Source organism: Stappia sp. ICDLI1TA098 (assembly GCF_054880955.1).
The window spans coordinates 728,062-752,230 of the sequence record NZ_JBTZBT010000001.1 but is presented as its reverse complement, the minus strand read 5'-3'; the positions used below and the strand labels follow the sequence as shown (position 1 = coordinate 752,230).

Sequence of the window (24,169 nt, the reverse complement as noted above, 5' to 3'; positions counted from 1 at the left end):
GGTTCGTCGCGTGAACGTCAAGAGGTGGGAGGACGATGCAACTGTCTGGCACGGGCCGGACTATGGCCCCGAGGCGCTCAGCTACCATCCGGATGTCGCCTCGGCCTCCGTCGCGGGGCGCATCATCACCTGCGTCGACGTGGTCGACTGGACGGGGACGGGCGCGCGCGACCTTCTGCTCTCGACCTGGGACCCCTGCTACGACGGCAAGGTCTTCCTGCGCCGGCAGATCGGCACCAACGACGACGGGACGCCGATCCTCGGCGAGGAGGAATGCGTCGAGGGCGTTCGCGGATACGTGACCGCCGTTCCGGATGGCGAGGTCTTCCACCTCGTGTCCGCGTCCCGCATGCGGCGCCAGATCTACCTGTTCCCCAACATCGGCCGCCGGGGCGCGCCCGAGTTCGGCGAGCCGGTGGTGCTCGAGCTCGACGCCGACTGGGTCAAGGGAAACGAATATTTCCACATGGTCCGGTTCCATGACATCGACGGTGACGGCGTGCCGGAGCTGATCGTCGGCAGCGACAGCTGGGACGACTACTGGCCCAACGGACTGGAATGGAACGACGAGGGCTACCGCGGTTATGACGCCGCCGGACGCTGGCTCGGCGGCCCGCTGCGCGGCTTTCTCTATGCCTTCAAGAACACCGGATCGCTCGCCGCACCGGTTCTCGAGAAAGGCCGTCCGCTGCTGGCTGGTGACACGCCGCTGGAGGTCTACGGCCAGCTTGCGCCCGCGTTCGGCACCTTCCGGCCCGGCGAGACGAGCCTGATCGCCGGCGAGTTCTGGAACATCCTGCACCTCGCCCGCCAGCGCCAGGATGGCCACTTCGAGCCGAACACCCTGGTGCGCACGCCGGGCGACGAGGTCCTCGAGCTCGACCAGTGCATCCATCTTCCCTGTGTCACCGACTGGAACGGCGATGGCAGGCTCGACATTCTCGTCGGCGCCGAGGATGGCTATGTGACCTATCTGAGGAACTGCGGCGAGGGAGACGACGGCCAGCCGCGTTTCGAGAAGATCGGCCGCGTGCAGACCACCCGGCCGCTGATCCACGCCGGCGTGCTGCCCTCGCCGGCTGCCCATGATTTCACCGGCGACGGCCGCCCGGACCTCGTTGTCGGCAACAGCACCGGCGAGCTTCTGTTCTACGCGAACCGGGGCGATAGCGATCCCCGCCATCTCGACAAGGAAGTCATGCTGACGGCGGCCGGTCAGCCGGTGCGCATCGCCGCCGGCCTTACCGGCTCCGTGCAGGGCCCCTCGGAAAAGATGTTCGGCTACACCTGCCCCACCGTCGCCGACTGGACGGGCTCGGGCGCCGGCGATCTGCTCGTCAGCGACGTGACCGGCTATCACCGCCTGTTCCGAAACCTCGGCAAGGGGACCGTTCCCCCGGTCTTCGCGCAGGAGGAGCTGCTCACCGTCCGGGGCAAGCCGCTCAAGACCGTCTGGCGGGTGCGCCCTGCCGTAACCGACTGGGGCGGCGACGGTCCGCTGCACTATCTCGCCCTGGACGAGGATGGTGTGCTCTCGGACTGGACGAAAGTGTCGGACACGGAACTCGCCGACAAGCGCCACCTCAAGTGGGAGGACGGCCGCGACATCCGCTTCACGGTGGACGTGGGCGGCGGACGCGGCCGCGTGAAGCTCTGCCTGTGCGACTGGGAAGGCAGCGGACGCACCGACCTGATCTTCGGCACCCACGCCCGGGCCTGCGTCCCCGACGACCCGGCAACCGGTGCGCCGCGCAACACCACGAAACAGGCCGGCCTCTTCTACGCCCGCAATGTCGGCACGCCTGAGGAACCGCGCTTTGCCCTGCCCGTGGCGATGAAGCACAAGGGAGAGACGATCGCCATGGCCATGCACGTCGCCTCGCCCGAGGCGGTCGACTGGGCCGGACGCGGCGCGCTCGACCTGATCGTCGGCGTCGAGGACGGCAGCATGGTCTGGCTCAAGCGCGAGGATCTGTCATGGCAGTCGTGATCGGCGGCGGCACCCGGCTCATGGGCGTGATCGGAGATCCGATCGCCCAGGCCCGCACGCCCGGAGCGATCAACCCGCTGTTCGCGGCCCGTGGCGCGGATATCGCCTGCGTGCCCCTGCATGTGCCGACAAACGATCTGGCCGTCTGCTGGGCTGGCCTCAAGGCGATGCCGAACCTTGTCGGCTTCGGCATTACCTTGCCCCACAAGCAGGCGGCGCTGGCGCTTTGCGACAGCCTTGACCATGTTGCCGAGCGCGTCGGCGCGGTGAACCTGGTTCGCCGCGAGGAAGACGGCAGTTTCAAGGGGTATCAGTTCGATGGCGAAGGCTTCGTGCGTGGACTGAATGCCGCCGGGATCGCGATTGCCGGGCGAAGCTGCCTGATGATCGGCGCCGGCGGAGCCGCCGTCGCCATTGCCTTCGCGCTTGCCGGGGCGGGCGCCTCGCAAATCATCGTCGCCAATCGAACCCGGGCCAAGGCCGAAGCGCTTGCCCGAAAGGTCAACGACGACCTGGGCCGCGAATACGCCTGCGCCGGCGATCCCCTGCCGCAAGCCGGCCAGCTCGTGATCAACGCCACCTCGCTGGGCCTCAAGGATACGGACGCGTTGCCGCTCGATCCCGACCTTCTGCATCCCGGCATGACCATGGCCGAGGTGATCGCCCAACCGGAGACCACGCCGCTGCTCGAGGCCGCGAAACGTCGTGGCGTCGCGTGTCATTCCGGTCTTCGGATGATCGAGGGTCAGGTCGGGCTCATCGCCGACCACATCAGCGCGCTCTGGGGCTAGCCGACAACCGCCCGCGCGGCTGCGCTGCGGAGACGTCCGGGTCGTCGCGGCTTCGGCTGTGCTGCCTCAGGCTCCCAGCGGCGTTCCAGCGGGCAGTCCGGACGCGAACCCGGCGATCAGCGCGATCTGCGCCTGCAGCATGTCGTTGCCGTCCGAGGTCGCCGCGCCGGCCGCCCTCGCATCGCGCAGAAGCTGTGTCTCGCCCGAAAGCGCCGCGATGTCGGCAACCAGCATGTCGCTGTGCAAGGCTTCCGGCGAGATCGGAAAGCCGGCATTGCCCTTGATGCCGATGGGCGAGGCATTGATCACGACGTCGAACCTCGCCTCCGCCAGCGGATCGAGGGCGGTGGCCGCCTCGCGCTTCAACAGGCCATTGACCATCCAGGCGGTGAAGGCGATGGCGTCGGGGTCGAGGTCCACGAGTGCCAGCGAGGCAATCCCCTCGCCCGCCAGCGCATGGGCAATGGCGCGCCCGGCACCGCCCGCGCCAACCATCAGCACCCGCGCGCCGGCAAGACGCGCCCGGTGCGCGCCAATCCCCAGAACAAAGCCGGTGCCGTCGAACAGGGCCCCGTGCATGCTCCCGTCCGCACTGCGCTGGATCGAATTAACGGCGCCAACGGCCTCCGCCGTCGGTGTCAGCGTCGCGCACTTGCGCGCGGCCGCCACCTTGTACGGCACCGTCACGCCGATGCCGGCGACGTTGTCGAGCATGGAAAACGCATCCCAGGCGCTGTCGAACTGCGCCGGAGTGACATGAAAGGGAACGGCGAAGATGTTGCACGCGGCCGCGGCGAAGATCGGGTTCACCAGCCGCGGTGTCTGCACCTGCGCCACCGGATCGCCGAAGACCGCATAGATCCGCGACGCGCCATCCAGGTTGGGGATCAATCCGCCCATGCCGCCTGCTCCGTTCCGAAAATCCTCGCGCAGCGATCCAAGGCGATATCCATCACCTCCGCCGGATCGCGCTGCCACCAGGTGCTGGAGAAGATCTCCACCTCGACCGGTCCGCCGAACCCGGCGCGACGCATCATCGCCTCGATGCCGGGAAGGTCGATCACGCCGTCACCCATCATGCCCCGGTCCGTGAGCAAGTGCCGCGTCGGCACCAGCCAGTCGTTGACATGGAAGCCAAGCAGCCGGCCGGCCCGACCCGCACGTGCGATTTCCGCCTCCAGCCGTTCGTCCCACCACAGGTGATGCACGTCGACAACAACGCCGATGCCCTCGCCCAGCCGGTCGCAGATGTCGTTCGCGTGGCTCAGGCTGGAGATCAGCGTCCGGTCGCCGACAAGCATCGGGTGCAAGGGCTCTATCGCCAGCTTGACGCCAACGCGCCGGGCGCGCTCCAGCAGGCCGGCGATTGTCTCCTCGGCCCGCTGTCGCGCGCCGGGAAGGTCGCGCGCGCCCTCTTCAAGCCCGCCCGTGAACAGGAAAACATGGTCGGCCCCGAAGCGGGCGGCACGCTCCAGCTCGGCCTCCGCCGCGCCAAGCCCCTCGGCCGTGAACGGGCCGATGCGGTTGTAACCGGCGACCGACAGTCCGTGCGCGCGGATCGCCTCCAGCGCCCGCGCCTCGCCCACCTTGTCGATCTCGTTGCCCCAGATCGACACCGTGTCGAGCCCGCGCCCCGCACAGAGGTCGAGGAACGTCAGCATGTCGGCACGTTCGCGCACCGTTGCGTGATTGAAGACGACCCCTGTCATCGCCGCGCTCAAAACTTGTAAACACCCAGCTTCGAGAAGATCCGGTAGATCCGCTCGGCATATTTCGAGAACTCCGGATATTCACCCAGATGCGCCGGACGCGGCCTCGGCAGGTCGATCTTGATCTCCTCGACGATCTGGCCGGGGCTCTGCGACATCACCAGCACCCGGTCGGAAAGGCCGACGGCCTCCTCGATGGAATGGGTGATGAAGAGCACCGTCTTCTTCGTTTCCAGCCAGAGCATTTCCAGGTCGTGCCGGATCTGGGTGCGGGTGATCGCATCGAGCGCGCCGAAGGGCTCGTCCATCAGCAGCATCGAGGGATCGTGAACCAGAGCCCGGGCGATGGAGACCCGCTGGCGCATGCCGCCGGAGAGCTGGCGCGGATACTTGCTCTCGCTCCCCTTGATGCCGAGGCGGTCGAAGAGCATTTCCGCGCGTCCGAAGAGCTTCGCCCTGTCGAGCCCGCGGATCTCCTGCTGCAGCATCACGTTCTGGATCGCGGTGCGGAAGTCGAGCAGCAGATGGTCCTGGAACACGATGCCGACTTCGGAGATCGGCTTGGTCAACGGCTTGGCGTCAACCTCCACCACGCCGTCGCTGACCGGCTCCAAGCCGGAGACCAGCAGCAGCGTCGTGCTCTTGCCGCAACCCGAAGGGCCGATCAGGCTGACGAACTCGCCCGGCTTCACGTCGAGGTCGATGGGGCCCAGCGCGTGAAACGGGTTCGGGCCGTCCTGCCCGTAGATCTTGGAAATTCCCCTGGCGACAATCGACGCACCGACGGCAACGGTGTCGCCCTCGTCCGAGGACGCAAGTGCACTGTGATACGGCTCCGTGGTCTCTGCCATTCGTGCCATCCTGTTCTTTCCTTTTCCTGGCAGCGGGTTCAGTGCCCGCTTCGTTCCCAGGGCATCAGCCAGCGTTCCGTCACGCCCATTGCACCGTTGAAGACCAGCGCGACGAGCGCCGCCGCGATCAGGCCCGCGAACATCAGCGGCATGTCCATGAAGCTCGAGGCCTGCATGATCATGAAGCCCAGTCCCTTGTTGGAGGCGATGAACTCGGCGATGATCACGCCCTCGACCGCCTTCACCACGCCGATTTTCATGCCGGAGAAGATCTCCGGCATCGCCGCCGGCAGGCGGAACTTCCAGAAGCTCTGCCACTGCGTCGCGCCCATGGAGCGCGAAATGTAGAACAGGCGCGGATCGACCGCCCTGAAGCCGGCCATGGAATCGACAAGCACCGGGAAGAAGCACATCAGGAAGACGATCAGCGCGGCGACCAGCGGCCCGATTCCGAACCAGATGATGAGGATCGGCCCGATCACCGTTTTCGGCATGATGTTGAGGAACACGACCACCGGGTAGAGCCCGCGCTCCAGCGCCGGCACCGACACGATGGCAAGGGCCATCGGCACCGCGACGACCACGCCAAGCGCGAAGCCTTCGGCAATGGTCACGGAGGTTGCCAGTGCGTGATACCCGATGATCCGCCAGTCATCGACCAGCCTGCCGAGAAAGTCCGAGGGCTTGGGCACCAGCCAGGCGGGCACCTCGAACCAGATCGCCAGCCCCTCCCACAGGCCGAGCAGGGCCGCGATCGACAGCACGCCGATCAGGAAGGATCCGACGAATGATCCGCGCAGATGCGCGAAGACGCCGAGCGGCAAGCTATGGCCCTGGCGTCGCATGGCCATCGCGGGCGGTTCGGGGGACGTTGCCATCCGTTGTTCCTGCTGTTCCTTCGTCACCTACCGGAGGGGGCGCGACAGGCGTGCCCCATCCGGCTGACCGCATCGATCAGGGGCAGGTGACGGGCGTGGCCGGGGCCAGCTCGTTCGTGTAGTAGGTGGTCACGGGCTTGTCGTTGGACATGCTCATGGCCGTCGTCATCACCGAGAACATCTTCTCCCAGGTCTCCGGAGCGGTGACGCCGATGACATCGCCCGTGCCGCCCGGGCAGACCGAGGCGAAGCTGAAGGCGGCCGCCTGCTTCAGCGACGCGGCCGAGTTCTCGGTTTCGGGGAAGACCTTCTGCAGGTCCTCGATGGCCTTGTCCGGATCGGCCATGGCCATCTTCCAGCCCTCGGCGGTCGCCTCGATGAAGCGTTTGAAGACGTCGCTCTTCTGCGCGATCTTGTCCTCGCGCGCGACGAGGCTCAGACTCGCGATCGGCACGCCATTGTCATAGAAATACATGTTGCCGGCCTCGATGCCCTGTTCGGCGAGAGGCACCACGATGTTCTCCGGCGTCTGCGAGACCGCGTCCACCTCATGCGAGGTCAGCAGGCCGAGGAAGGCGGATTCCGAGGCCGTGACGATCTCCACATCGCCCTCGGCAATCCCGTTGGCCTTCAGGAACACCGGGATCAGCGGCATCATCGCCGAGCCGGGCGAGACCGCCAGCTTCTTGCCGACCAGGTCCTGGGGCTTGGAGATGCCCGAATCCGACAGGAACTGAATGCCGAACTGTCCGGATTTCCAGATCGTCGAGACGATCTTGATCGGCGCGCCCTTGGAGGCGACATTGAGCGCCGCGCCGGCATCCGCGTAGCCGAGGTCGACCTGGCCGGTGGCAACGAGCTGCGCCGCCACGGACGACCCGCGCCCCTCGACCAGATCGACGTCGAGATCGTACTTCTTGTAGATCCCTTCCGCCTGCGCGACGGCAAAGCCCAGATGCGCGGAGTCCGCCGTCCAGTTCATCTGCATCGTCAGCTTGTCGGCCGCCATCGCCCCCGATGACATCAGCCCGGCCGCGAGCACGACAGCGGATGCGCCGATCAGTTTCCCGAAATACGTCATGACCTTCCTCCCAACTTCAGGTTATTCAGGCTGGCAATTGATCGCCCTGGCTCAGAACCTCCGCCACGGCAACAGGACGCGCTCCAGCAACGACATCCCGAAACTCAGAAACACCCCGATCAGCGAGCCGACGACGAGCACGGCGAAGATGAGCGGCGTGTTGGAGCTGTCCATCGCCCGCAGCACGAGGTAGCCAAGACCGTTCTGCGAGTTCAGCCACTCGACGACGATCACGACGGTGACCGCGATGACGATGGTGATCTTCATGCCCGACAGGATGCTCGGGGCGGCAGAGGGAAGCTCGAAGAGGCGGAATGTCTGCCACCAGGACGCCCCGACCGAGCGGCTCAGGTAGTATTGGCGCGGATCGATCGACTTGAACCCGGTGACGCTGTCGACCATCACCGGAAAGAAGGTGATCAGCGCCGTCAGAAGCACTTTCGGAAGGTCGCTGAAGCCGAACCAGACCAGCATGAGCGGCGCCAGCGTCACCTTCGGCAGCCCCTGGATGAAAACGACCATGGGATAGAGGATCTGCTCCGCGATCCGGAACTTGGCGATCAGATAGGCAAGCACGATCCCCGGCACCGCGCCCGCGACGAAGCCGACGAGGATAAGCCGGGTGGTGATCAGGCCATGGTGCAACAGCCGCCAGCGTTCCTCGACCATGTCGGCCAGGAAGTCCGAAGGCGCCGGCAGCACGAAGATGGGCACCTCGAACACACGCACGCACACCTGCCAGATCGCCAGCAGCCCGGCGAACCAGAGCACCGGCTCGACGATGCGTCGGAACGTGGAAACCTCACTCATTGGATCGCTCTCGCCCCGTTTGCGCCGAAGCGTTCGAAGCCGGACACATTGCGCTGGCGCTTGCGCAACGGCCATAACTGGCTGATTTCCTCCGCCGCGCGATGAAGCGCATCGGCAAGCTCCGGCCAGCGCTCTTGCCCGATACGCAGCAGCGGCCCGGCGATCGAGATCGTCCCGGCCACCGGATCGCTCTCGTCGGGGCCCGAGCGGAACGGCACCGCCAGCGCCGCGGTACCCGCCTCGGCTTCCTCAACGGAGGTGCCGAACCCCTGCTCACGGGTCTCGCGCAGCCTGCGCCGCAGATCGTCGATCGATGTCGCGCTGTTGGGACCGAGTTCGCGATTGGCCTTGAAGCCGCGCGAATAGACGATGGCGAGCGCCTCCTCCTCGGGCAGCGTCGCCAGCCAGGCCTTGCCGTTCGCCGTCGCGTGGAGAACCACCTCCTGCCCCATGTCGGGGTCGTAGCGCAGGCCCGTCACGGCGCCTTGCGCACGCGCCACCCAAACGAGGTCCTGCCCCTCGAGAATGGCCAGCCGGCAGTATTCCCTGGTTTCCGCCGCCAGGCGGTTCAGCGCCGCCTGCACCACGTCGGGCACGTTGCGGCCGTCGAGGTTGCGGAAGGCAAGCGAACTCATGCGCAGTGACAGGGCGTAGTTCTGGCTGGCGGGATCCTGCACGACCCAGCCGTGGTCGAGCAGCGTGCTGATGAGCCGATGCACGGCACTCGGCGGGATGTCGAGCCGCGTCGCCAGTTCGGACAACTCCACCGGCTCGCGCTCACCGGCAAGTATCTCCAACAACTTCAGGCACCTGGATACAGCTGCGACCGTCACTGGGTTTCTCCTCTTGGGGCGATCATATGGGACCTCGTTCCAAATTGGAATATGTTTCTAAAACTATCCGTTCCGCGTCTGCCGATGTCGCCTGCGGCAGCGTGGCGCCGACGCCCTGTTGCGCCACATCTGTTGCATGCCGCGCAACACTGCAGAGCTCTCCTCCCCGGAAAACCGCGCTTTTGAAACTGGCACAGGCGTTGCTGACCTTGATCGGCGGGAGGACACACATGATCAAGGTCGGCGTTATCGCCAATCCGATTTCTGCCCGCGACATCCGGCGGGTGATATCGCACGCGGGCAATCTGCCCATCAACGACCGCGCAAACATCGTCCTGCGGATGATGGCCGGGCTGGCGGCGACCGGCGTCGGCGACGTGGTGATGATGCCCGAGCACGGCGGCATCCGCTTTCATCTGGAGCGCAGCATCCAGCGCGAAGCGCGCCGGGGGGGCTCCTGCTTTCCGCGGATGCGCTATCTCGACATGCGCGTTACGGCGACCGCGGAGGACAGCGCCCACGCCGCCCGCATGATGCGCGAGGAGGGTGTCAGCGCCGTCGTGGTGCTCGGCGGCGACGGCACGCACCGCGTCGTCGTGCAGGCCTGCGGCGATCTTCCGGTGGCCGGCGTCTCGACCGGCACGAACAATGCCTTTCCCGAAATGCGCGAGCCCACGATCACCGGACTGGCAGTCGGCCTCGCCGTCACCGGGCAGGTTCCGCCCGAGCGCGCCCTTGCCCGCAACAAGTGGCTCGAGGTGACGGTGGGTGGGCGCAGCGAGATCGCACTCGTGGATGTGGCCGTCGTCGAGGATCGCTTCATCGGCGCCCGTGCGATCTGGAAAACCGCGGGTTTCCGCGACCTCTTCGTCGCCTTTGCCCTTCCCCAGGCGATCGGCATGTCCTCGATCGCCGGACTGACCGACCCGGTGGACCGCGCGACGCCCGAGGGGCGGCACGTTCGCCTGTCGCGCGACGCCGCCCACAGGCTTCGCGCGCCCATCGCCCCGGGCCTGATCGACGAGATGGGCATCGAGGCCACCGCCCGCATGGTGCCGGGTGAAGTCTACCGCCCCTCGATCCGCGCCGGCTCGCTCGCCCTCGACGGCGAGCGCGAGCTGACCTTCAGCGAAAAGGACGACGTGGCGATCCGCCTGGTAACCGACGCCTTCGCCACCATCGACGTTCCCGCCTGCATGGCCCACGCGGCCGCCACCGGGCTTTTCTCCAGCAACCAGAACTGAACGACAAGGGAGGAGTTCATGACCAATCCGTTTCCGCTGCCCAAGGATAGGCTGCTCGACGCCTATCGCAGGATGAAGACGATCCGCGACTTCGAGGAGCGTCTGCACGTCGACTTCTCGCGCGGCGAGATCCCCGGCTTCGTCCACCTCTACGCCGGAGAGGAGGCCACCGCCGTCGGCATCATGATGCACCTGCACGACCGCGACCGCATCGCCTCGACCCATCGCGGCCACGGCCACTGCATCGCCAAGGGCGTCGACGTGAAGGCGATGATGGCGGAGATCTACGGCAAGGCGACCGGTTGTTGCGCGGGCAAGGGAGGGTCCATGCACATCGCCGATCTCAGCCTCGGCATGATGGGGGCGAACGGCATTCTCGGCGCGGGCGCTCCCCTCGCCTGCGGCGCCGCGCTCGCGGCGATGAAACTCGGCCACGACGGGGTCGCGATCACTTTCTTCGGCGACGGCGCCTCCAACCAGGGCACCGTGCTGGAGAGCATGAACCTGGCCGCGATCTGGAACCTGCCGGCGATCTTCGTGGTCGAGAACAACGGCTATGCGGAATCCACCTCCGTCGACTACGCCACCGCCTCCGACAGCTACGTCGACCGCGCCACGGGCTTCGGCATGCCCGGCATCACCGTCGACGGGCTCGACTTCTTCGCGGTCTTCGAGGCCGCCGGCGAGGTCATCAAGCGCGCCCGCGAGGGCGCCGGCCCGACGCTCCTGGAGTGCAAGAACGTTCGCTTCTTCGGCCACTTCGAAGGCGACGCGCAAACCTACAAGGCACCGGGAGAGAACGAGCACAACCGGGCCAACAACGACTGCCTGAAGCTCTTCCGCCAGAAGGTCACCGAGGCCGGCATCATCTCCGACAGCGAGCTGGATGCCATCGACACCGAGGTTGCGACCCTCATCGACGAGGCCGTGGCCGAGGCCATCGCCGCGCCGCTGCCCGGTCCGGAGCAACTGACCACTGACGTCTACGTGAACTGAAGAACCAGGGGAGGAGAAGAAAATGGCACGTATCATCAGCATGAAGGACGCGGTGAACGAGGCGCTCGATCAGGAGATGACGCGCGACCCCACCGTGATCATGTTGGGCGAGGACATTGTCGGCGGTGCCGGCGCGCAAGGCGAGGACGACGCCTGGGGCGGGGTGCTCGGCGTCTCCAAGGGGCTGTACCACAAGCACCCGAACCAGATGATGGACACGCCCCTGTCGGAAAGCGCCTATGTCGGCGCGGCCATCGGAGCCGCGACCGCCGGCTTGCGGCCGGTGGCCGAACTCATGTTCGTCGACTTCATCGGCGTCTGTCTCGACCAGGTGTTCAACCAGGCCGCCAAGTTCCGCTTCATGTTCGGCGGCAAGGCGGAAACGCCGGTGGTGATCCGCGCGATGTGCGGTGCCGGCTTTCGCGCGGCGGCACAGCACAGCCAGATGCTGACGCCGTTCTTCACCCACATTCCGGGTCTGAAGGTCGTCTGCCCCTCCAACGCCTATGACACCAAGGGCTTGCTGATCCAGTCGATCCGCGACAACGACCCGGTGATCTTCCTCGAGCACAAGAACCTCTACGCCTCGCAATGCGACGTGCCGGAGGAGGCCTACACAATCCCCTTCGGCGAGGCGAACATCGTTCGCGAGGGGGGCGATGCGACCATCGTCACCTACGGACAGATGGTCGGACGGTCGCTGGAAGCCGCCGACCTGCTCAAGAAGGACGGCATCGAGGTCGAGGTCATCGACCTGCGCACGCTGTCTCCCATCGACATGGACACGATCCTGGAAAGCGTCGAGGTCACCGGCCGGCTGATCTGCGTCGACGAGGCGAACCCGCGCTGTTCAATCGCGGCGGACATTTCCGCCACCGTTGCGCAGGACGGCTTCGACCTGCTCAAGGCTCCGATCCGGATGGTCACCGCCCCGCACGCGCCGGTGCCCTTCTCGCCCGCGCTCGAAGACATCTACGTGCCGTCGGCCGCCCGCATCGCCGAGGCCGTCCGAAAGGCCATGGAGAACTGAAATGGCAGACATAACTCCGATCCTGATGCCGAAATGGGGCCTGTCCATGCAGGAGGGCAGGCTCTCCGCATGGCATGTGGCGGAAGGCGCCACGATCTCTCCCGGCGACGAGATCATGGACGTCGAGACCGACAAGATCGCCAATGTCGTCGAGGCCGCCGACGGCGGCCTCCTGCGCCGGCGCGTCGGCAAGGAGGGCGAGGTCTATCCGGTGCGCGCGCTGCTCGCCGTGCTCGCCCCCGCTTCCGTTTCCGACGAGCAGGTCGACGCCTATGTCGCCGCCTATGAGGTTCCCGCCGCCGGCGGCGACGACGAGGAGGCCGGCCCCGTCTACCGCTTCGCCGACCTTCCGGCGGGTCGCATCCGCTACGCGGAACGTCCCGGCGAGGGCACGCCGCTTCTCTTGATCCACGGCTTCGGCGGGGATCTCGACAACTGGCTCTTCAACATCGACACGCTTGCCGAGGGCGGGCCGGTCTATGCACTGGACCTTCCCGGCCACGGCCAGTCGGTCAAGACGGCGCGCCCCGCGGCTCTCGAGCTCATGGTCTCGACCGTCCTCGCCTTCCTGGATCATCTCGGGCTCGAAAAGGCTCATCTGGCCGGGCATTCCATGGGCGGGCTGGTCGCCGGACGTCTCGCCATCGACCATCCGGACCGGGTCGCCTCCGTCACGCTCGTCTGCGCGGCCGGCCTCGGGGACGCGATCAACGCCGACTATATCGACGGTTTCGTCGCAGCCGAGGGGCGCAAGGACCTGAAGCCGGTGCTCGCCCATCTGTTCAATGACCGCAGCCTGGTGTCCCGCGCGATGGTCGAGGACCTGCTGAAGTTCAAACGCCTCGACGGCGTGCGGGAGTTCCTCGGCGAGCTGTCGGCGACCCTTTTCGCCAAGGGCCGGCAGGCCGAGACCATCGCCGCCGCCCTTTCCGCCTCCGGCGTACCGGCACAGGTGATCTGGGGTGAGGCGGACGCGATCATCCCGGTCGCGCATGCCGCCAACGTCGACGGCGCGGCGGTCCATGTGCTCGCGAACGCCGGCCACATGGTCCAGATGGAGCAGGCGGCCGAGGTCAACCGGCTGATCCGCGCTTTCATCGGCTAACGCAACAGGCTGTTCCCCGCCACCGGGGGCAGCCGCCTTTCAACGGGTGGGAAACATGAGCAATTCCGTCGAAAATCGCGCAATCATCGTCACCGGCTCGGGCCGGGGCATCGGCCGCTCCATAGCGGAGGGACTGGCCGGCGCCGGCGCCCGCGTGGTCATCGCCGACATCGATCCGGCAACCGCCGAGGCGACCGCGGCCGAAATCCGGAAGGCGGGCGGACAGGCGATCGGCCTTCCGGTCGATGTCACCAAGCGCGCAACCGTCAGGACGCTGATCGAAAGCACCGTCGCCGAGTACGGCCGTCTCGACGTGATGTTCAACAACGCCGGCATCGCGCAGGTGAAGCCCTTCAACGACATCACCGAGGACGACTGGCACCGCGTCATGGACGTCAACGCCATGAGCGTGCTGATCGGCATTCAGGAAGCCTCCCGTCAGTTCATCGCGCAAGGCGGCGGGGGCAAGATCATCAACACCTCCTCGATCGCCGGCAAGCAAGGCTACGAGCCGCTGGCGCATTATTCGGCCAGCAAGTTCGCCGTCGTCGCCCTGACCCAGGCGGCTGCCCGCGCCTTCGGCAAGCACAAGATCAACGTCAACGCGATCTGCCCGGGCGTGGTGGCGACCGACATGTGGAAGCTGATCGACAAGGGCTTCAAGGACGAAGGGCTGACCAGTCGCGACAACGAGGCGTTCGAGTCGTTTTCCGCCGACATCCTGCTCGGTCGCCCCTCGCGCCCCGACGATCTCGCCGGTGTGTCGATCTTCCTGGCCTCCTCGGGCTCCGACTACATGACCGGCCAGTCGCTGCTGGTCGACGGCGGCATGGTGCTGGTCTGATGGCGGATGCAAAGGAGAAGCTCGCCGGGATCAATGCCCGCGCCATGGCCCTCTACAAGGCCGACGGCAAGACGATGGGCGCCTTTCGCGAGCTGATGGCCTCGGCAACGCGCGAAGGCAGGCTGTCGCCCGCCATGAAGGAGATGGTCGCCATCGCCGTTGCCGTCGCGCGCGGCTGCGAGGATTGCATCGTCTTTCACGCCCACGAGGCAAAAGGCCGCGGCGCAAGTCGCGAGGAGCTTGTGGAGATCCTCGCCGTTGCCATTGAGATGTCGGGTGGTCCGGGCACGGTCTACGCTGGCAAGGCGCTGGCCGCCTTCGACGAACTGTGAAAGGAACTCCCATGAAAGCACTGCGTTTTCACGCCGCCAAGGACCTGCGCCTGGAAGAAATTCCCGTCCCGCCGCAGCCCGGCCCGGGCCAGGTGCTGATCCGCAACCGCTTCGTCGGCATCTGCGGCACGGACCTGCATGAATACGCCAGCGGCCCGATCTTCATCCCCAAGGAGCCGCACCCCTACTCCGGCGCAGAGCTGCCGCAGGTGCTGGGCCACGAGTTTGGCGGAACGGTCGAGGCCGTCGGCGAGGGCGTCACCAAGGTCGCGGTCGGCGACCGCGTTTCCGTACAGCCGCTGATCATGCCCCGCGGCGGCGAGTATTTCGCCGATCGCGGCTGGCACAACCTCTCCGGCAGCCTGGCGCTCGTCGGGCTGAGCTGGGTTTCCGGCGGCATGGCCGAGATGGCCCTCCTCAACGACTACAACGTCGAGAAGATCCCGGCCGAAATGTCGGACGAGGAAGCCGCCCTCGTCGAGCCGACCGCCGTTTGCGTCTATGCCTGCGACCGCGGGCGGATCACGGCGGGAAGCAGCGTGCTGGTCACGGGTGCCGGTCCCATCGGCATCCTCGCGCTGCTCACGGCGCGGGCCTTCGGTGCAACCAGGCTCTTCGTCTCCGACGTGAACGAGACCAGGCTGAAGCTTGCCGAGGAGATCGTGCCCGGCGTCGTCGCCATCAACGCCGCGCGCGAGGATGTCGGCGAGCGGGTCCGCGCCGGCACCCAGGACGGCATCGGCTGCGACGTTGCGCTGGAATGCGTCGGCAACGAGCGCGCCCTCCAGTCCTGCCTGGACGCCATCCGCAAGCAGGGCGTCATCGTCCAGACCGGACTGCATCCGGGCAAGGGAAGCGTCGACTTCTTCCAGCTCACCTTCAAGGATGCCGAGATCCGCGGCTCCTGGTGCTACCCGACCCACAGCTGGCCGCGCACCATCGAGCTGATCGCATCCGGCGCGATCCCGGCAAAGCGGGTCGTGACCCGGCGCATCGCGCTGGAGCAGGCCGTCTCGGAGGGCTTCGAGGCGCTGCTTGATCCGGCGGGAACGCAGTTGAAGATCCTGATAGATCTTGCCGGCTGACGGCACACCGGCAACGGAACCATCGAGCTTTCTGGACCGGGGCGAAGAAGAAGTGCTATCTTCGCCCCGGCTTTGGGAGGAGTCGATGGACGGAGCGCAGGAGACGGGGACGCATGTCCTCGAAATCAGCCGCGTTGCCGAGGGACAACGGTCGCATCGAGACGACGATGTCCTGGCTTCATGGCGTCGCTGCCTGAACGAGCACCGGCTCGACCCTGCCCGGCGTGCCGGGCCGCGCATTCTCACCCAGCGTGAACTTCGCCAGCACAGACAGGATTCCGAGGAACTGCTCGGCATGGCGCGCCACGGCATGGAGGATCTCTTCCGCCGTGTGAATGCAATGGGATACGTGCTGCTTCTGGCCAACGCGCGCGGCGTCACCGTCGACACGATCGGCGATGCGGATCTGGACCGCGACCTGCGCCATGCCGGCTTGATCGCCGGGTCGGAATGGCACGAAAGCAACGCCGGCACCAATGGCGTCGGCGCCTGCCTCGCCTCCGGCCGGGCGATAACCGTGCACCGCACGGATCATTTCGACATGGCGCTGACACCGCTGTCGTGCACCGCCGTTCCGGTGCATGATGCCCTGGGTCGCCTGATCGGCGTGCTCGACCTGTCGCACCTTCAGGCTCCGCACAACAAGATGAGCCAGGCGCTGACGCTGGAGGTAATGAAATCCTGCGTCCGGCGGATCGAGATGGCCAATCTGGTGCGCAGCCGTCGCAGCGACTGGATCCTGCGGCTCAATCCCTCGCCCGAATTCCTGGACGTCGACCCCATGGCCGCCGTCGCCATAGACGCGGGCGGGCGCATCAGCGGCATGACCCGCAACGCGGCCGAGATGCTGACGGCGGGCACGCCGCCCGCCACGCTGATCGGCCGGCGTTTTTCGGACATCTTCGCCTATGAGGTCGAGGACCTGCCGAAGCTGTCGCACTCGCTCGCGCAGGGCGAGGGCATGCTCGAGAAGCAGGCCGGCGGCTTGCTCTTCGCCCGCGCCGTGCCGCCGACCGCGCCGGCCCCGCGCGCCACAAGCCCCCTGCCCACCGCCCTGCGCGAGATCCATGGCGGCGATCCGGCGCTGCAACGCCTGGCCGAGCGCGGTGCCAAGGTCGCCGACCGGCAGATCAGCGTGATCCTGCGCGGCGAGACAGGTACCGGCAAGGAGTTCATCGCCCGCGCCCTGCACGAGGCCAGCACCCGTCGCGGCCCCTTTGTCGCGATCAACTGCGCCGCCCTGCCCGAGGCGCTGATCGAGAGCGAGCTCTTCGGCTATTCGCCCAATGCCTTCACCGGCGCCCACGCGCGCGGCAAGAAGGGCCTGATCCGCGAGGCAAGCGGCGGCACGCTGTTTCTCGACGAGATCGGCGACATGCCGCTTGGGCTGCAGGCGCGGCTGCTGCGCGTGCTTTCCGAACGCGAGGTGCTGCCCGTTGGCGGCACCCGCGCCGAGCCGGTGGACATCCGCGTCATTTCCGCCTCGCACCGCGATCTGGCCGCGATGGTGGCGGAGGGCGGGTTTCGCCAGGACCTCTACTACCGCCTGAACGGCCTGTCGCTCGACATCCCGCCGGTCAGGCTGCGGCGGGACCTGGAATGGCTGATCGACCGCATTGCCGCGCGAACCGAGGGCACACCCGTTTTCTCCGGCCCTGCGATGCAGATGCTTCTGGCGTACGACTGGCCGGGCAACGTGCGCGAAATCGTGAACCTTTGCGCATTGTGCGCTGCGATGTGCGAGGGCAGCCCGGTCCTTCCGGAGGACCTGCCGAGCGATGTGGCACAAGGCCCCGCCCGCATCCGCCTGCCCGTCCGGCAGGCGATGGAGGCCGAGGAAGCCGAGGCCCTGCGCGCGCTGGTGAAGTCCTGCGACGGCAACATCTCGGCCGCCGCACGCCGCTCCGGCGTCGACCGCAGCACCATCTACCGCCGGATGAAAAGACTGGGCCTCACCGGCCTCCCCCCGCGCGGCTGAGCAACAGGCGCAAGGCGGAACGGACATGGCCATCCACTGCCAAACCGGCGACGGTAGCCTCGACAACCGCCACCGACGCAGTTCCAGGTTGAGCATTGGCCACCGCTTTGCTAGCAGAGATGCCCATGCGGACGTGGTGGAATTGGTAGACACAAGGGACTTAAGGCAAACTTGAGTGCGCTGGCGGAAACGCCGGACGTAGAACTGCTCAAATTCGGGGAACCCTGTCAGATGGCAATCCCGAGCCAAGCCCGAGCGATCGGGAAGGTGTAGAGACTAGACGGGCAGCACCTAAGGCATTGGCTACGGTGAAGGTATAGTCCAGACCACAAACGCCGGAAGGCGGCGGCGAAAGCCGTAGTTGGTACGAAAATCCCTCAGCCTTGGCTATGCGGGTTCGAGTCCCGCCGTCCGTACCAGGATATTCAATCTTCTCCTCAATCCAGTCCGGGACTTTTGGCAGGGGTCCGTGACGGCTCGAATGTCGGCGGGCGACCGGTACGGGAGCCGCAAGCGGGCTGCCGGCGTACGCGCGACCAAACCGTCCACGCAGATCGTCCAACCATCGCAGCGGCGACATGGCTTTCGCTTTTTGCAGGCCGGCGCCTTGCACGAAACGGATGAATGGTCCTTGCGCCAAGGCTGCGGCTTCGTTCGATGCCCGCCATTTGCTCTGGCGGAAAATGCAAAGCGCAACCGATCCAATTGCACTCAGTATCATGCTCTTGGTTCTCAGAGGCCGCTTCGGGCCCGTGAGGAGAGACGTCTGAAAGGTGCTGGAAATCGGCCACTCCCTCTCCCTTTTTGGTGATGGACGATTCTTGGCTTTCTGGTGTCGACACGCCGTTCAGACAAGTCTCCATGAAAATTTCCGCGGCCGACGTTCGAACAAACAGGGCAACTCCCAGGCTTGGAGATGAAAATTGAAAATAAAGGCAGCACTCACAGGCGTCTTGCTCGCGACGTCCGTCACCATGTTCGCAAACGGTTTCGCGCAGGCCAAGGACCTGACACAGTCGGAAGCCAACGAGATCGCGGTGGAAGCCTATCTCTATTTCTATCCGCTCATCACAATGGACCTGACGCGTCGGCAGCTGATGAGCATCAAGCCCGGCCCCGGGTCCATGGGCGGCGGTGAGAACTGGTTCACCAATATCCCGGCCTACCCGACGGCGGATGAAAAGTCTGTCGTGCGGCCCAACTTCGACACGCTCTACTCCTCGACGTTTCTCGACCTCCGGGATGAACCGATGATCGTCTCGGCGCCCGACACCGACGGGCGCTACTACCTTCTGCCGATGCTCGACATGTGGACGGATGTCTTCGCTTCGCCGGGCTCCCGGACAACAGGAACCGAGGCTGGAACCTTCCTGGTCACCGCCCCTGGCTGGAAACCGGAGAACGGCGCGGAACTCGGTAAAGACTTTGCCGATCAGCTTGGCCTTCCGAAAGAGACGCATCACATCAAAGCCCCGACGAACCATGTCTGGATCATCGGACGGACCAAGACGGACGGACCGGCCGACTATGAGGCCGTTCACAAAGTCCAGGCCGGTTTCAAGGTGACCCCCCTCTCCAAATGGGGACAGCAGGTTACCAAACCCGCCTACTCGCCAGATCCGACCGTTGACACGAAGACGCCGCCGAAAAAGCAGGTCGATACCATGCCCGGCCGGAGCTACTTCACCTACGGCGCGGAACTCCTGAAGGCTGAAACGTCGCACATCACCGACCAGCCGATACTGGCGCGCATGGCCCGCCTCGGGTTTGAGGAAGGCAAGAGTTTCGACTTCGACGCAGCGAGCCCCCTTGTTCAGTCGGCGCTTACGGACGCACCCGTCACCGCGCAGAAGCTGATGGCCTGGAAGAGCCCGCGCATTGCCAACTTCGTGAACCAGTGGTCGATGGATATCGACACGGTGGGGGTCTACGGCACCTATTATCTCAAGCGGGCCCTGATGGCTCAGCTCGGTCTCGGGGCAAACCTGCCGGCGGATGCCGTCTATCCCATCGCCATGGCGGATGGTGACGGCAATCCTCTCAACGGAACCAACGACTATGTCCTGCATTTTGATGCAACCGACATCCCCCCGGTCAATGCCTTCTGGTCGGTCACGATCTACGACAACGACGGCTATCAGGTCGCCAACAGCCTGAACCGTTTCGCCCTGTCGAGCTGGATGCCGATGCAGAAGAACCCGGACGGATCGCTTGATCTGTACTTCCAGCACGAAAACCCCGGCAAGGACAAGGAAGCCAACTGGCTCCCGGCCCCCAACGGTCCGTTCAACGTGACCATGCGATTGTATGCACCCAAGCCCTCGGCCCTGATTGGCAAGTGGGCCCCGCCGGCCATTACCAAGGTTGGCAAGCTTTCCGTCCACACCGCGCAATAAACACGATCTCGATGGCCGTTCGGGCCAATGTATCCGAACGGATCCGGCCGTACCGCGCCGGATCCGTTTTCGTGGCGTCTGACACAGACCAACGTGAGAGAGACATGAAGCAGCTCATCCCCCTTGCCATGATCGGCTCGCTCCTCGCCGCCGCGTCCTTGCCGGCTCTGGCCGAAACCGCGCTTCCCGAAGGAGCGAGCATCGCGAAGGACGCCAAGCCACTTCGGACATACGTCCCGCAAGACAATCCCGGAGCTGTCGGCTTCGACGCCGCCGACCGGCTGGCGATCGCCAATCTGCTCTACGCCTATTCCTTTGCCTACGACAACTACGAGGCGGATTCCTGGTTCAAACTGTTCACGGCTGACGCCGTGTTCGTCGCCGGCGTACCGGGTGCGGGGGCCGTGTCGTTCACCGGAGATGGCTTCCGGACATTCTGGAAGGAGCGGATGAGGGAGTTCAGCACCTCGGGAAACCAGCGCCGGCATCTGATGTCCAACATCCTGTTCCTGGATCAGACCGCTGACACCGCTCACATCAGTGTCGCCGGGCTTTTGACCAACGCCAAGGACGGCAAGAGCTTCGCTGCCGTGTCGAGCCTCAACTACGAAGGTTGGCTGGTGAAAGGCTCCGACGGCTGGAAGATCCAGCGCTGGCATGATTTCCCGGACGCACCCGTTTCGGAAAAATAAAACAGGCAAAATCCCTCCAGAAGGAACTGCAATAAGTCCACCTCCCAAATCCTGATTTGATATTCAATTCACATTTGGGAGGCATTCTTTTGACCGTATGTCGCTTCGCCTGAGTATCGCCCCGCGCAACGGATGATCCTCCCTCAAACTGTTTTTCGCTTGCGCAAGGCAATGAGCGTTATCAGGATCCGTGTCCGGTTCTCCAACACAATGCCAAAGCGACAAGGGCGATGAGCGACAGCAGGTCGATACTCTTGGTCAGAGCCAGTGGTTTCGGTCCACTTCCGGCGATCTTTGAGCAAAGAGCCGGCGAGCAGGCACTGTGGCGCGTTTTCGAGAAAGTGGGCCTTCCCGTAGACGTTATCGGCTCACCACACACGCCCATTCCCCTCCCGGCCATGATCAGCCTTTTCGAGATATGCGGACGCGAACTCGGCGACCGGACCTTCGGCCTCGAGATCGGTTTCGAGATGCAGAAGGCCTGGGGGTACGGACTGTGGGGGCGCTATGGTGCCACCGCGGACACTCTGGGCAAGGCGATCCGACGCTACAATCTTACCTTTTGGGCCCATGCGTCCGACGGCAGGCTGGAACTTGTTCAAAGCGGCACGGCCATGCTCTGGCGCCATGTCAAACGGCCGCTCGAACCGCAGGCCCAGCATATCGATCACCTGATCGGCCCCATGATTATCATTGCCAGGCAGTTTCTCGGGCTGGACTGGTCACCGGAATGGATTGAGGTTCCTTATCAAAGGGACAACGACGCCCATCTGGTGGAAGATCGGCTGCAGGTTCCCGTCCGCTTCGGATGCAAGGGAACCGGGATCGCCTTCAAGTCCGGCGACCTTGACGTGCGAAAAGCGCGCAGACCCGAGGGAGCTGCGTCCGCGATCATCACCTTGCGAGAGGTGGTTGCCGACAATGTCCTTTCCCGCGCGCCGGAGCCGGCACGTTCCGTGTCGGCGATTGCCGCGCTTCGCCTTCTGGATGGAAGAACCGACATCGATGGTGCGGCACAGATGGCCGGGCTTAGCGTCCGCAGCCTGCAACGGCAGCTTCTGGAAAAGGGATACTCCTACCGTGACATCGTGACCATTGCGCGAAACGAGAGGGCAGTAAGTCTCCTGCGTGAAACAAGCTATGCCATCATGGAGATAGCCTTGCTCCTCGGCTACGAGGATCATGCAAGTTTCACCAGAGCCTTCCGCCGTTGGAAGGGATGTTCTCCCGTGGAGTTCAGACGTCTCCACCAGCCTGCCGGGCTGGCGTGAAATGCAAAGCAGGAAGAGCCTCTTCCTTCCTAAACGTAAGGATCGTCACACGTCCGATATTCGGCAAGGACCGCTGGATGGACAACATGCGCCCGGGACACCCTGGACATTCCGGTTCCCAGGGGACGATGCCGTCACGATGCGTTGTGCCAAATCGTCGATACGCCTGCGAAGCAAAGGACATGTGAATGGAAACTCTGTCTGGGCGATTGAAGAACGCGGTGGCGCTGCGCACCCTGTTGGTCGGACTCGGTACCGCGGTTGCCAGCATTCAGGCAGCACCAGCGATCGCTGCGGATCCAGGTGCGTCCTTTGCGTCGACCCCTCTTGAGGAAAACGTCTTTCCGCCCCAGTGGAGCGTTGAGGTCGCTCCGTATTTCTGGGCGGCTGGAATGTCGGGCCAAGTCGCGTCTTTCGGAGCCCCCAGTGTCGATGTCAACATGGGCTTCTCCGACATTCTAGACGATCTTCGGTTCTCGGCCATGGTCGCAGCGGAAATCCGCAACGGCCCTTTCAGCCTCTCAACGGATCTTTTTTATCTGAAGCTGGGCACGGACCAGGCCACCCCGCGCGGCGTTCTGGCGACGAGCGTCGAACTCGACTCGTCAACGATGTCTGCGACCGCGCTTGCCGGCTATTCGGTTCTGGATCGTGCGAACCTGCGTTTGGATGCAGTCTTTGGCGCACGCCTGTGGTCTGTCGAAAACACACTCAAATTCAAAGGCGGCATCTTTGGCGGTCAATCCTTCAAGGATTCAGAGACCTGGGTTGATGCCATGGGCGGTATCAAGGGGCGTCTGAACGTCACTGACCGCATTTACTTCACCGGCTCGGCTATCGCGGGCGGCGGTTCCTCGAATTTCGGTTGGGATGTCATGGGAGGAATTGGATATGAGATATCCCGACACTTCTCCGCAGTTGCCGGCTATCGCGCCCTCGGTGTTGACTACAAGAACGGCAGTTTCGATTTCGATGTAACGGTTCAGGGCCCCATCGCGGGGGTTTCCATCAAGTTTTAGAATTCGAGCTCATCATCCAAGTCATTCAAGTCTTGTGCCCCAGGTTCCACCATGTCGGCGCGGACTTCGCGTTGCCGGCACAGGCGCGGGCGCAAGAGGCCAGCAACCGTTATCGCCGGTTGCGGACGGCCCGCAGGGCCGAATGCGATTGCGCCCGCCCTTCCGCCGAATTATGGCTATGGAATGTAACGCGACGACGCGCATGCCGTGCAAGGTGCCCGATGTGGTGCCATCCGGTGGTCGCGGCGCGACACGGCGACTGCCGCTCTCTCCGGGGAGCCTCGCCCTGCGCCGCCGCCGCCGCGGGGCCCTCCCGCCCCTGTCGGCCTCGCAAGAAGTCCGCCCCGCGATGCAAGAGCCGGGGTGGAAAACGATGGAAAGCTGCTGCTTATGGTCACCTACGTCGATGCCGCCACGGCGCCCCTGAAGAACACCGGTCAGATTCGCCTTTACTCTCCCGAGGATTTTGCGGGAATGCGCAAGGCAAGCCAGGTGACGGCGCGCTGCCTCGATGCGCTCGTCGACCTGATCAAGCCGGGCGTCACAACCCAGCAAGTCGACGATTTCGTCTTCGATTTCGGCCTGCAGAACGACGCCGTGCCGGCCACGCTGAACTACCGCGGCTTCACGAAGTCGACCTGCACCTCGATCAACCACGTTGTCTGCCACGGCATCCCCGACGACAAGCCGCTCAAGGAAGGCGACATCGTCAACGTCGACGTGACCTTCATCGTCGACGGCTGGTACGGCGACTCAAGCCGCATGTATCCGGTCGGCCAGCTCAAGCGGGCGTCCGAACGACTTGTCGAGGTGACCTATGAATCGCTGCTGCGCGGCATCGAGGCGGCCAAGCCGGGCAACACCACCGGCGACATCGGCGCCGCGATCCAGACGTTCGTGGAGGCCGAGCGCTGTTCGGTCGTGCGCGATTTCTGCGGCCATGGCGTCGGCCGGCTCTTCCATGACACGCCCAACATCCTGCACTATGGGCGCCCCGGCGAGGGCGTGGAGCTGAAGCCGGGAATGATCTTCACCATCGAGCCGATGGTGAACCTCGGGCGCCCGCACGTGAAGGTACTGCGCGACGGCTGGACCGCGGTGACGCGCGACCGCTCGCTGTCGGCGCAGTTCGAGCATTCCATCGGCATCACCGCCGATGGCTGTGAGATCTTCACATTGTCACCCGCCGGGCTCGACAATCCGATGGTGCGCACCGGGGCGTAACGCTGCCGGA

General features: G+C 65.1%; 22 protein-coding genes. 15 read left to right on the top strand and 7 right to left on the bottom strand.

The window, feature by feature from the left end:
* Nucleotides 1–10: 10 nt before the first annotated feature.
* Nucleotides 11–1,990, top strand: a complete 1,980-nt coding sequence (locus ACSLUQ_RS03290) for an FG-GAP repeat domain-containing protein (protein WP_461807691.1) — start codon at nt 11–13, stop codon at nt 1,988–1,990.
* On the top strand, nt 1,978–2,781 hold the full coding sequence (locus tag ACSLUQ_RS03285; RefSeq protein WP_417770761.1) for a shikimate dehydrogenase family protein: 804 nt from the start codon (nt 1,978–1,980) through the stop codon (nt 2,779–2,781). The genes ACSLUQ_RS03290 and ACSLUQ_RS03285 overlap by 13 nt, the downstream gene beginning before the upstream one ends.
* Before the next feature lie 66 nt (nt 2,782–2,847).
* Here ACSLUQ_RS03285 and ACSLUQ_RS03280 read toward each other — a convergent pair whose 3' ends face one another.
* The 7 genes from ACSLUQ_RS03280 to ACSLUQ_RS03250 all read right to left on the bottom strand — a co-directional run bounded on the left by ACSLUQ_RS03280 (nt 2,848) and on the right by ACSLUQ_RS03250 (nt 8,943).
* Complete coding sequence (locus tag ACSLUQ_RS03280; protein WP_461807690.1) at nt 2,848–3,681, bottom strand: shikimate dehydrogenase family protein; 834 nt, start codon at nt 3,679–3,681, stop codon at nt 2,848–2,850.
* Nucleotides 3,669–4,490: a sugar phosphate isomerase/epimerase family protein gene (locus ACSLUQ_RS03275; protein WP_417770763.1), complete on the bottom strand. Its 822-nt coding sequence runs from the start codon at nt 4,488–4,490 to the stop codon at nt 3,669–3,671. Before ACSLUQ_RS03275 ends, ACSLUQ_RS03280 begins: the two co-directional genes overlap by 13 nt.
* Before the next feature lie 8 nt (nt 4,491–4,498).
* On the bottom strand, nt 4,499–5,341 hold the full coding sequence (locus ACSLUQ_RS03270) for an ABC transporter ATP-binding protein (RefSeq protein WP_461807689.1): 843 nt from the start codon (nt 5,339–5,341) through the stop codon (nt 4,499–4,501).
* Nucleotides 5,342–5,379: 38 nt separating this feature from the next.
* Nucleotides 5,380–6,219: an ABC transporter permease gene (locus ACSLUQ_RS03265; RefSeq protein ID WP_461807688.1), complete on the bottom strand. Its 840-nt coding sequence runs from the start codon at nt 6,217–6,219 to the stop codon at nt 5,380–5,382.
* Nucleotides 6,220–6,295: 76 nt separating this feature from the next.
* Nucleotides 6,296–7,300 carry an ABC transporter substrate-binding protein gene (locus ACSLUQ_RS03260; RefSeq protein ID WP_417770766.1) on the bottom strand — a complete coding sequence of 335 codons (1,005 nt, stop codon included), beginning with the start codon at nt 7,298–7,300 and terminating at the stop codon, nt 6,296–6,298.
* A gap of 51 nt (nt 7,301–7,351) precedes the next feature.
* Entirely contained in the window at nt 7,352–8,110 is a 759-nt protein-coding gene (locus ACSLUQ_RS03255; RefSeq protein WP_461807687.1) for an ABC transporter permease, read from the bottom strand.
* Nucleotides 8,107–8,943: an IclR family transcriptional regulator gene (locus ACSLUQ_RS03250; RefSeq protein ID WP_417770768.1), complete on the bottom strand. Its 837-nt coding sequence runs from the start codon at nt 8,941–8,943 to the stop codon at nt 8,107–8,109. The genes ACSLUQ_RS03255 and ACSLUQ_RS03250 overlap by 4 nt, the downstream gene beginning before the upstream one ends.
* Before the next feature lie 230 nt (nt 8,944–9,173).
* Between ACSLUQ_RS03250 and ACSLUQ_RS03245 the strand changes: the two genes are divergently transcribed.
* From ACSLUQ_RS03245 to map, 13 genes are all read left to right on the top strand, one after another.
* Nucleotides 9,174–10,187: an ATP-NAD kinase family protein gene (locus tag ACSLUQ_RS03245; RefSeq protein WP_417770769.1), complete on the top strand. Its 1,014-nt coding sequence runs from the start codon at nt 9,174–9,176 to the stop codon at nt 10,185–10,187.
* A gap of 18 nt (nt 10,188–10,205) precedes the next feature.
* Nucleotides 10,206–11,183, top strand: a complete 978-nt coding sequence (locus tag ACSLUQ_RS03240; RefSeq protein WP_417770770.1) for a thiamine pyrophosphate-dependent dehydrogenase E1 component subunit alpha — start codon at nt 10,206–10,208, stop codon at nt 11,181–11,183.
* A gap of 22 nt (nt 11,184–11,205) precedes the next feature.
* The gene (locus ACSLUQ_RS03235) at nt 11,206–12,213 is read left to right on the top strand and encodes an alpha-ketoacid dehydrogenase subunit beta (RefSeq protein ID WP_417770771.1); all 1,008 of its coding nucleotides are present in this window, start codon (nt 11,206–11,208) and stop codon (nt 12,211–12,213) included.
* Nucleotide 12,214: 1 nt separating this feature from the next.
* A complete protein-coding gene (locus tag ACSLUQ_RS03230) occupies nt 12,215–13,318 on the top strand; it encodes an acetoin dehydrogenase dihydrolipoyllysine-residue acetyltransferase subunit (RefSeq protein WP_461807686.1) in 1,104 nt (367 codons plus the stop codon).
* A gap of 55 nt (nt 13,319–13,373) precedes the next feature.
* Nucleotides 13,374–14,162, top strand: coding sequence for a glucose 1-dehydrogenase (locus tag ACSLUQ_RS03225; protein ID WP_417770773.1), 789 nt, complete (start codon nt 13,374–13,376; stop codon nt 14,160–14,162).
* The gene (locus tag ACSLUQ_RS03220) at nt 14,162–14,494 is read left to right on the top strand and encodes a carboxymuconolactone decarboxylase family protein (protein ID WP_417770774.1); all 333 of its coding nucleotides are present in this window, start codon (nt 14,162–14,164) and stop codon (nt 14,492–14,494) included. Before ACSLUQ_RS03225 ends, ACSLUQ_RS03220 begins: the two co-directional genes overlap by 1 nt.
* Before the next feature lie 11 nt (nt 14,495–14,505).
* Complete coding sequence (locus ACSLUQ_RS03215; RefSeq protein ID WP_461807685.1) at nt 14,506–15,579, top strand: 2,3-butanediol dehydrogenase; 1,074 nt, start codon at nt 14,506–14,508, stop codon at nt 15,577–15,579.
* Nucleotides 15,580–15,664: 85 nt separating this feature from the next.
* Complete coding sequence (locus tag ACSLUQ_RS03210; protein WP_461807684.1) at nt 15,665–17,557, top strand: sigma-54-dependent Fis family transcriptional regulator; 1,893 nt, start codon at nt 15,665–15,667, stop codon at nt 17,555–17,557.
* A gap of 974 nt (nt 17,558–18,531) precedes the next feature.
* Complete coding sequence (locus ACSLUQ_RS03205) at nt 18,532–19,953, top strand: DUF1254 domain-containing protein (RefSeq protein ID WP_461807683.1); 1,422 nt, start codon at nt 18,532–18,534, stop codon at nt 19,951–19,953.
* 104 nt (nt 19,954–20,057) lie between these two features.
* Nucleotides 20,058–20,645, top strand: coding sequence for a nuclear transport factor 2 family protein (locus ACSLUQ_RS03200; protein WP_461807682.1), 588 nt, complete (start codon nt 20,058–20,060; stop codon nt 20,643–20,645).
* Nucleotides 20,646–20,875: 230 nt separating this feature from the next.
* A complete protein-coding gene (locus ACSLUQ_RS03195; RefSeq protein WP_417770778.1) occupies nt 20,876–21,916 on the top strand; it encodes an AraC family transcriptional regulator in 1,041 nt (346 codons plus the stop codon).
* Nucleotides 21,917–22,104: 188 nt separating this feature from the next.
* Nucleotides 22,105–22,935 carry an outer membrane protein gene (locus ACSLUQ_RS03190; RefSeq protein ID WP_461807681.1) on the top strand — a complete coding sequence of 277 codons (831 nt, stop codon included), beginning with the start codon at nt 22,105–22,107 and terminating at the stop codon, nt 22,933–22,935.
* Between the two features lie 390 nt (nt 22,936–23,325).
* The gene (map, locus tag ACSLUQ_RS03185) at nt 23,326–24,159 is read left to right on the top strand and encodes a type I methionyl aminopeptidase (RefSeq protein ID WP_417771201.1); all 834 of its coding nucleotides are present in this window, start codon (nt 23,326–23,328) and stop codon (nt 24,157–24,159) included.
* Nucleotides 24,160–24,169: the final 10 nt, after the last annotated feature.

What these genes read in the sequence shown, in the direction of transcription:
- ACSLUQ_RS03255 (WP_461807687.1), bottom strand. Translation starts at nt 8,110, where the DNA reads ATGAGTGAGGTTTCCACGTTCCGACGCATCGTCGAGCCGGTGCTCTGG.
- map (WP_417771201.1), top strand. Translation starts at nt 23,326, where the DNA reads ATGGTCACCTACGTCGATGCCGCCACGGCGCCCCTGAAGAACACCGGT.
- ACSLUQ_RS03275 (WP_417770763.1), bottom strand. Translation starts at nt 4,490, where the DNA reads ATGACAGGGGTCGTCTTCAATCACGCAACGGTGCGCGAACGTGCCGAC.
- ACSLUQ_RS03195 (WP_417770778.1), top strand. Translation starts at nt 20,876, where the DNA reads ATGAGCGACAGCAGGTCGATACTCTTGGTCAGAGCCAGTGGTTTCGGT.
- ACSLUQ_RS03280 (WP_461807690.1), bottom strand. Translation starts at nt 3,681, where the DNA reads ATGGGCGGATTGATCCCCAACCTGGATGGCGCGTCGCGGATCTATGCG.
- ACSLUQ_RS03235 (WP_417770771.1), top strand. Translation starts at nt 11,206, where the DNA reads ATGGCACGTATCATCAGCATGAAGGACGCGGTGAACGAGGCGCTCGAT.
- ACSLUQ_RS03285 (WP_417770761.1), top strand. Translation starts at nt 1,978, where the DNA reads ATGGCAGTCGTGATCGGCGGCGGCACCCGGCTCATGGGCGTGATCGGA.
- ACSLUQ_RS03220 (WP_417770774.1), top strand. Translation starts at nt 14,162, where the DNA reads ATGGCGGATGCAAAGGAGAAGCTCGCCGGGATCAATGCCCGCGCCATG.
- ACSLUQ_RS03230 (WP_461807686.1), top strand. Translation starts at nt 12,215, where the DNA reads ATGGCAGACATAACTCCGATCCTGATGCCGAAATGGGGCCTGTCCATG.
- ACSLUQ_RS03265 (WP_461807688.1), bottom strand. Translation starts at nt 6,219, where the DNA reads ATGGCAACGTCCCCCGAACCGCCCGCGATGGCCATGCGACGCCAGGGC.
- ACSLUQ_RS03200 (WP_461807682.1), top strand. Translation starts at nt 20,058, where the DNA reads ATGAAGCAGCTCATCCCCCTTGCCATGATCGGCTCGCTCCTCGCCGCC.
- ACSLUQ_RS03270 (WP_461807689.1), bottom strand. Translation starts at nt 5,341, where the DNA reads ATGGCAGAGACCACGGAGCCGTATCACAGTGCACTTGCGTCCTCGGAC.
- ACSLUQ_RS03225 (WP_417770773.1), top strand. Translation starts at nt 13,374, where the DNA reads ATGAGCAATTCCGTCGAAAATCGCGCAATCATCGTCACCGGCTCGGGC.
- ACSLUQ_RS03260 (WP_417770766.1), bottom strand. Translation starts at nt 7,300, where the DNA reads ATGACGTATTTCGGGAAACTGATCGGCGCATCCGCTGTCGTGCTCGCG.
- ACSLUQ_RS03240 (WP_417770770.1), top strand. Translation starts at nt 10,206, where the DNA reads ATGACCAATCCGTTTCCGCTGCCCAAGGATAGGCTGCTCGACGCCTAT.
- ACSLUQ_RS03190 (WP_461807681.1), top strand. Translation starts at nt 22,105, where the DNA reads ATGGAAACTCTGTCTGGGCGATTGAAGAACGCGGTGGCGCTGCGCACC.
- ACSLUQ_RS03215 (WP_461807685.1), top strand. Translation starts at nt 14,506, where the DNA reads ATGAAAGCACTGCGTTTTCACGCCGCCAAGGACCTGCGCCTGGAAGAA.
- ACSLUQ_RS03210 (WP_461807684.1), top strand. Translation starts at nt 15,665, where the DNA reads ATGGACGGAGCGCAGGAGACGGGGACGCATGTCCTCGAAATCAGCCGC.
- ACSLUQ_RS03245 (WP_417770769.1), top strand. Translation starts at nt 9,174, where the DNA reads ATGATCAAGGTCGGCGTTATCGCCAATCCGATTTCTGCCCGCGACATC.
- ACSLUQ_RS03205 (WP_461807683.1), top strand. Translation starts at nt 18,532, where the DNA reads ATGTTCGCAAACGGTTTCGCGCAGGCCAAGGACCTGACACAGTCGGAA.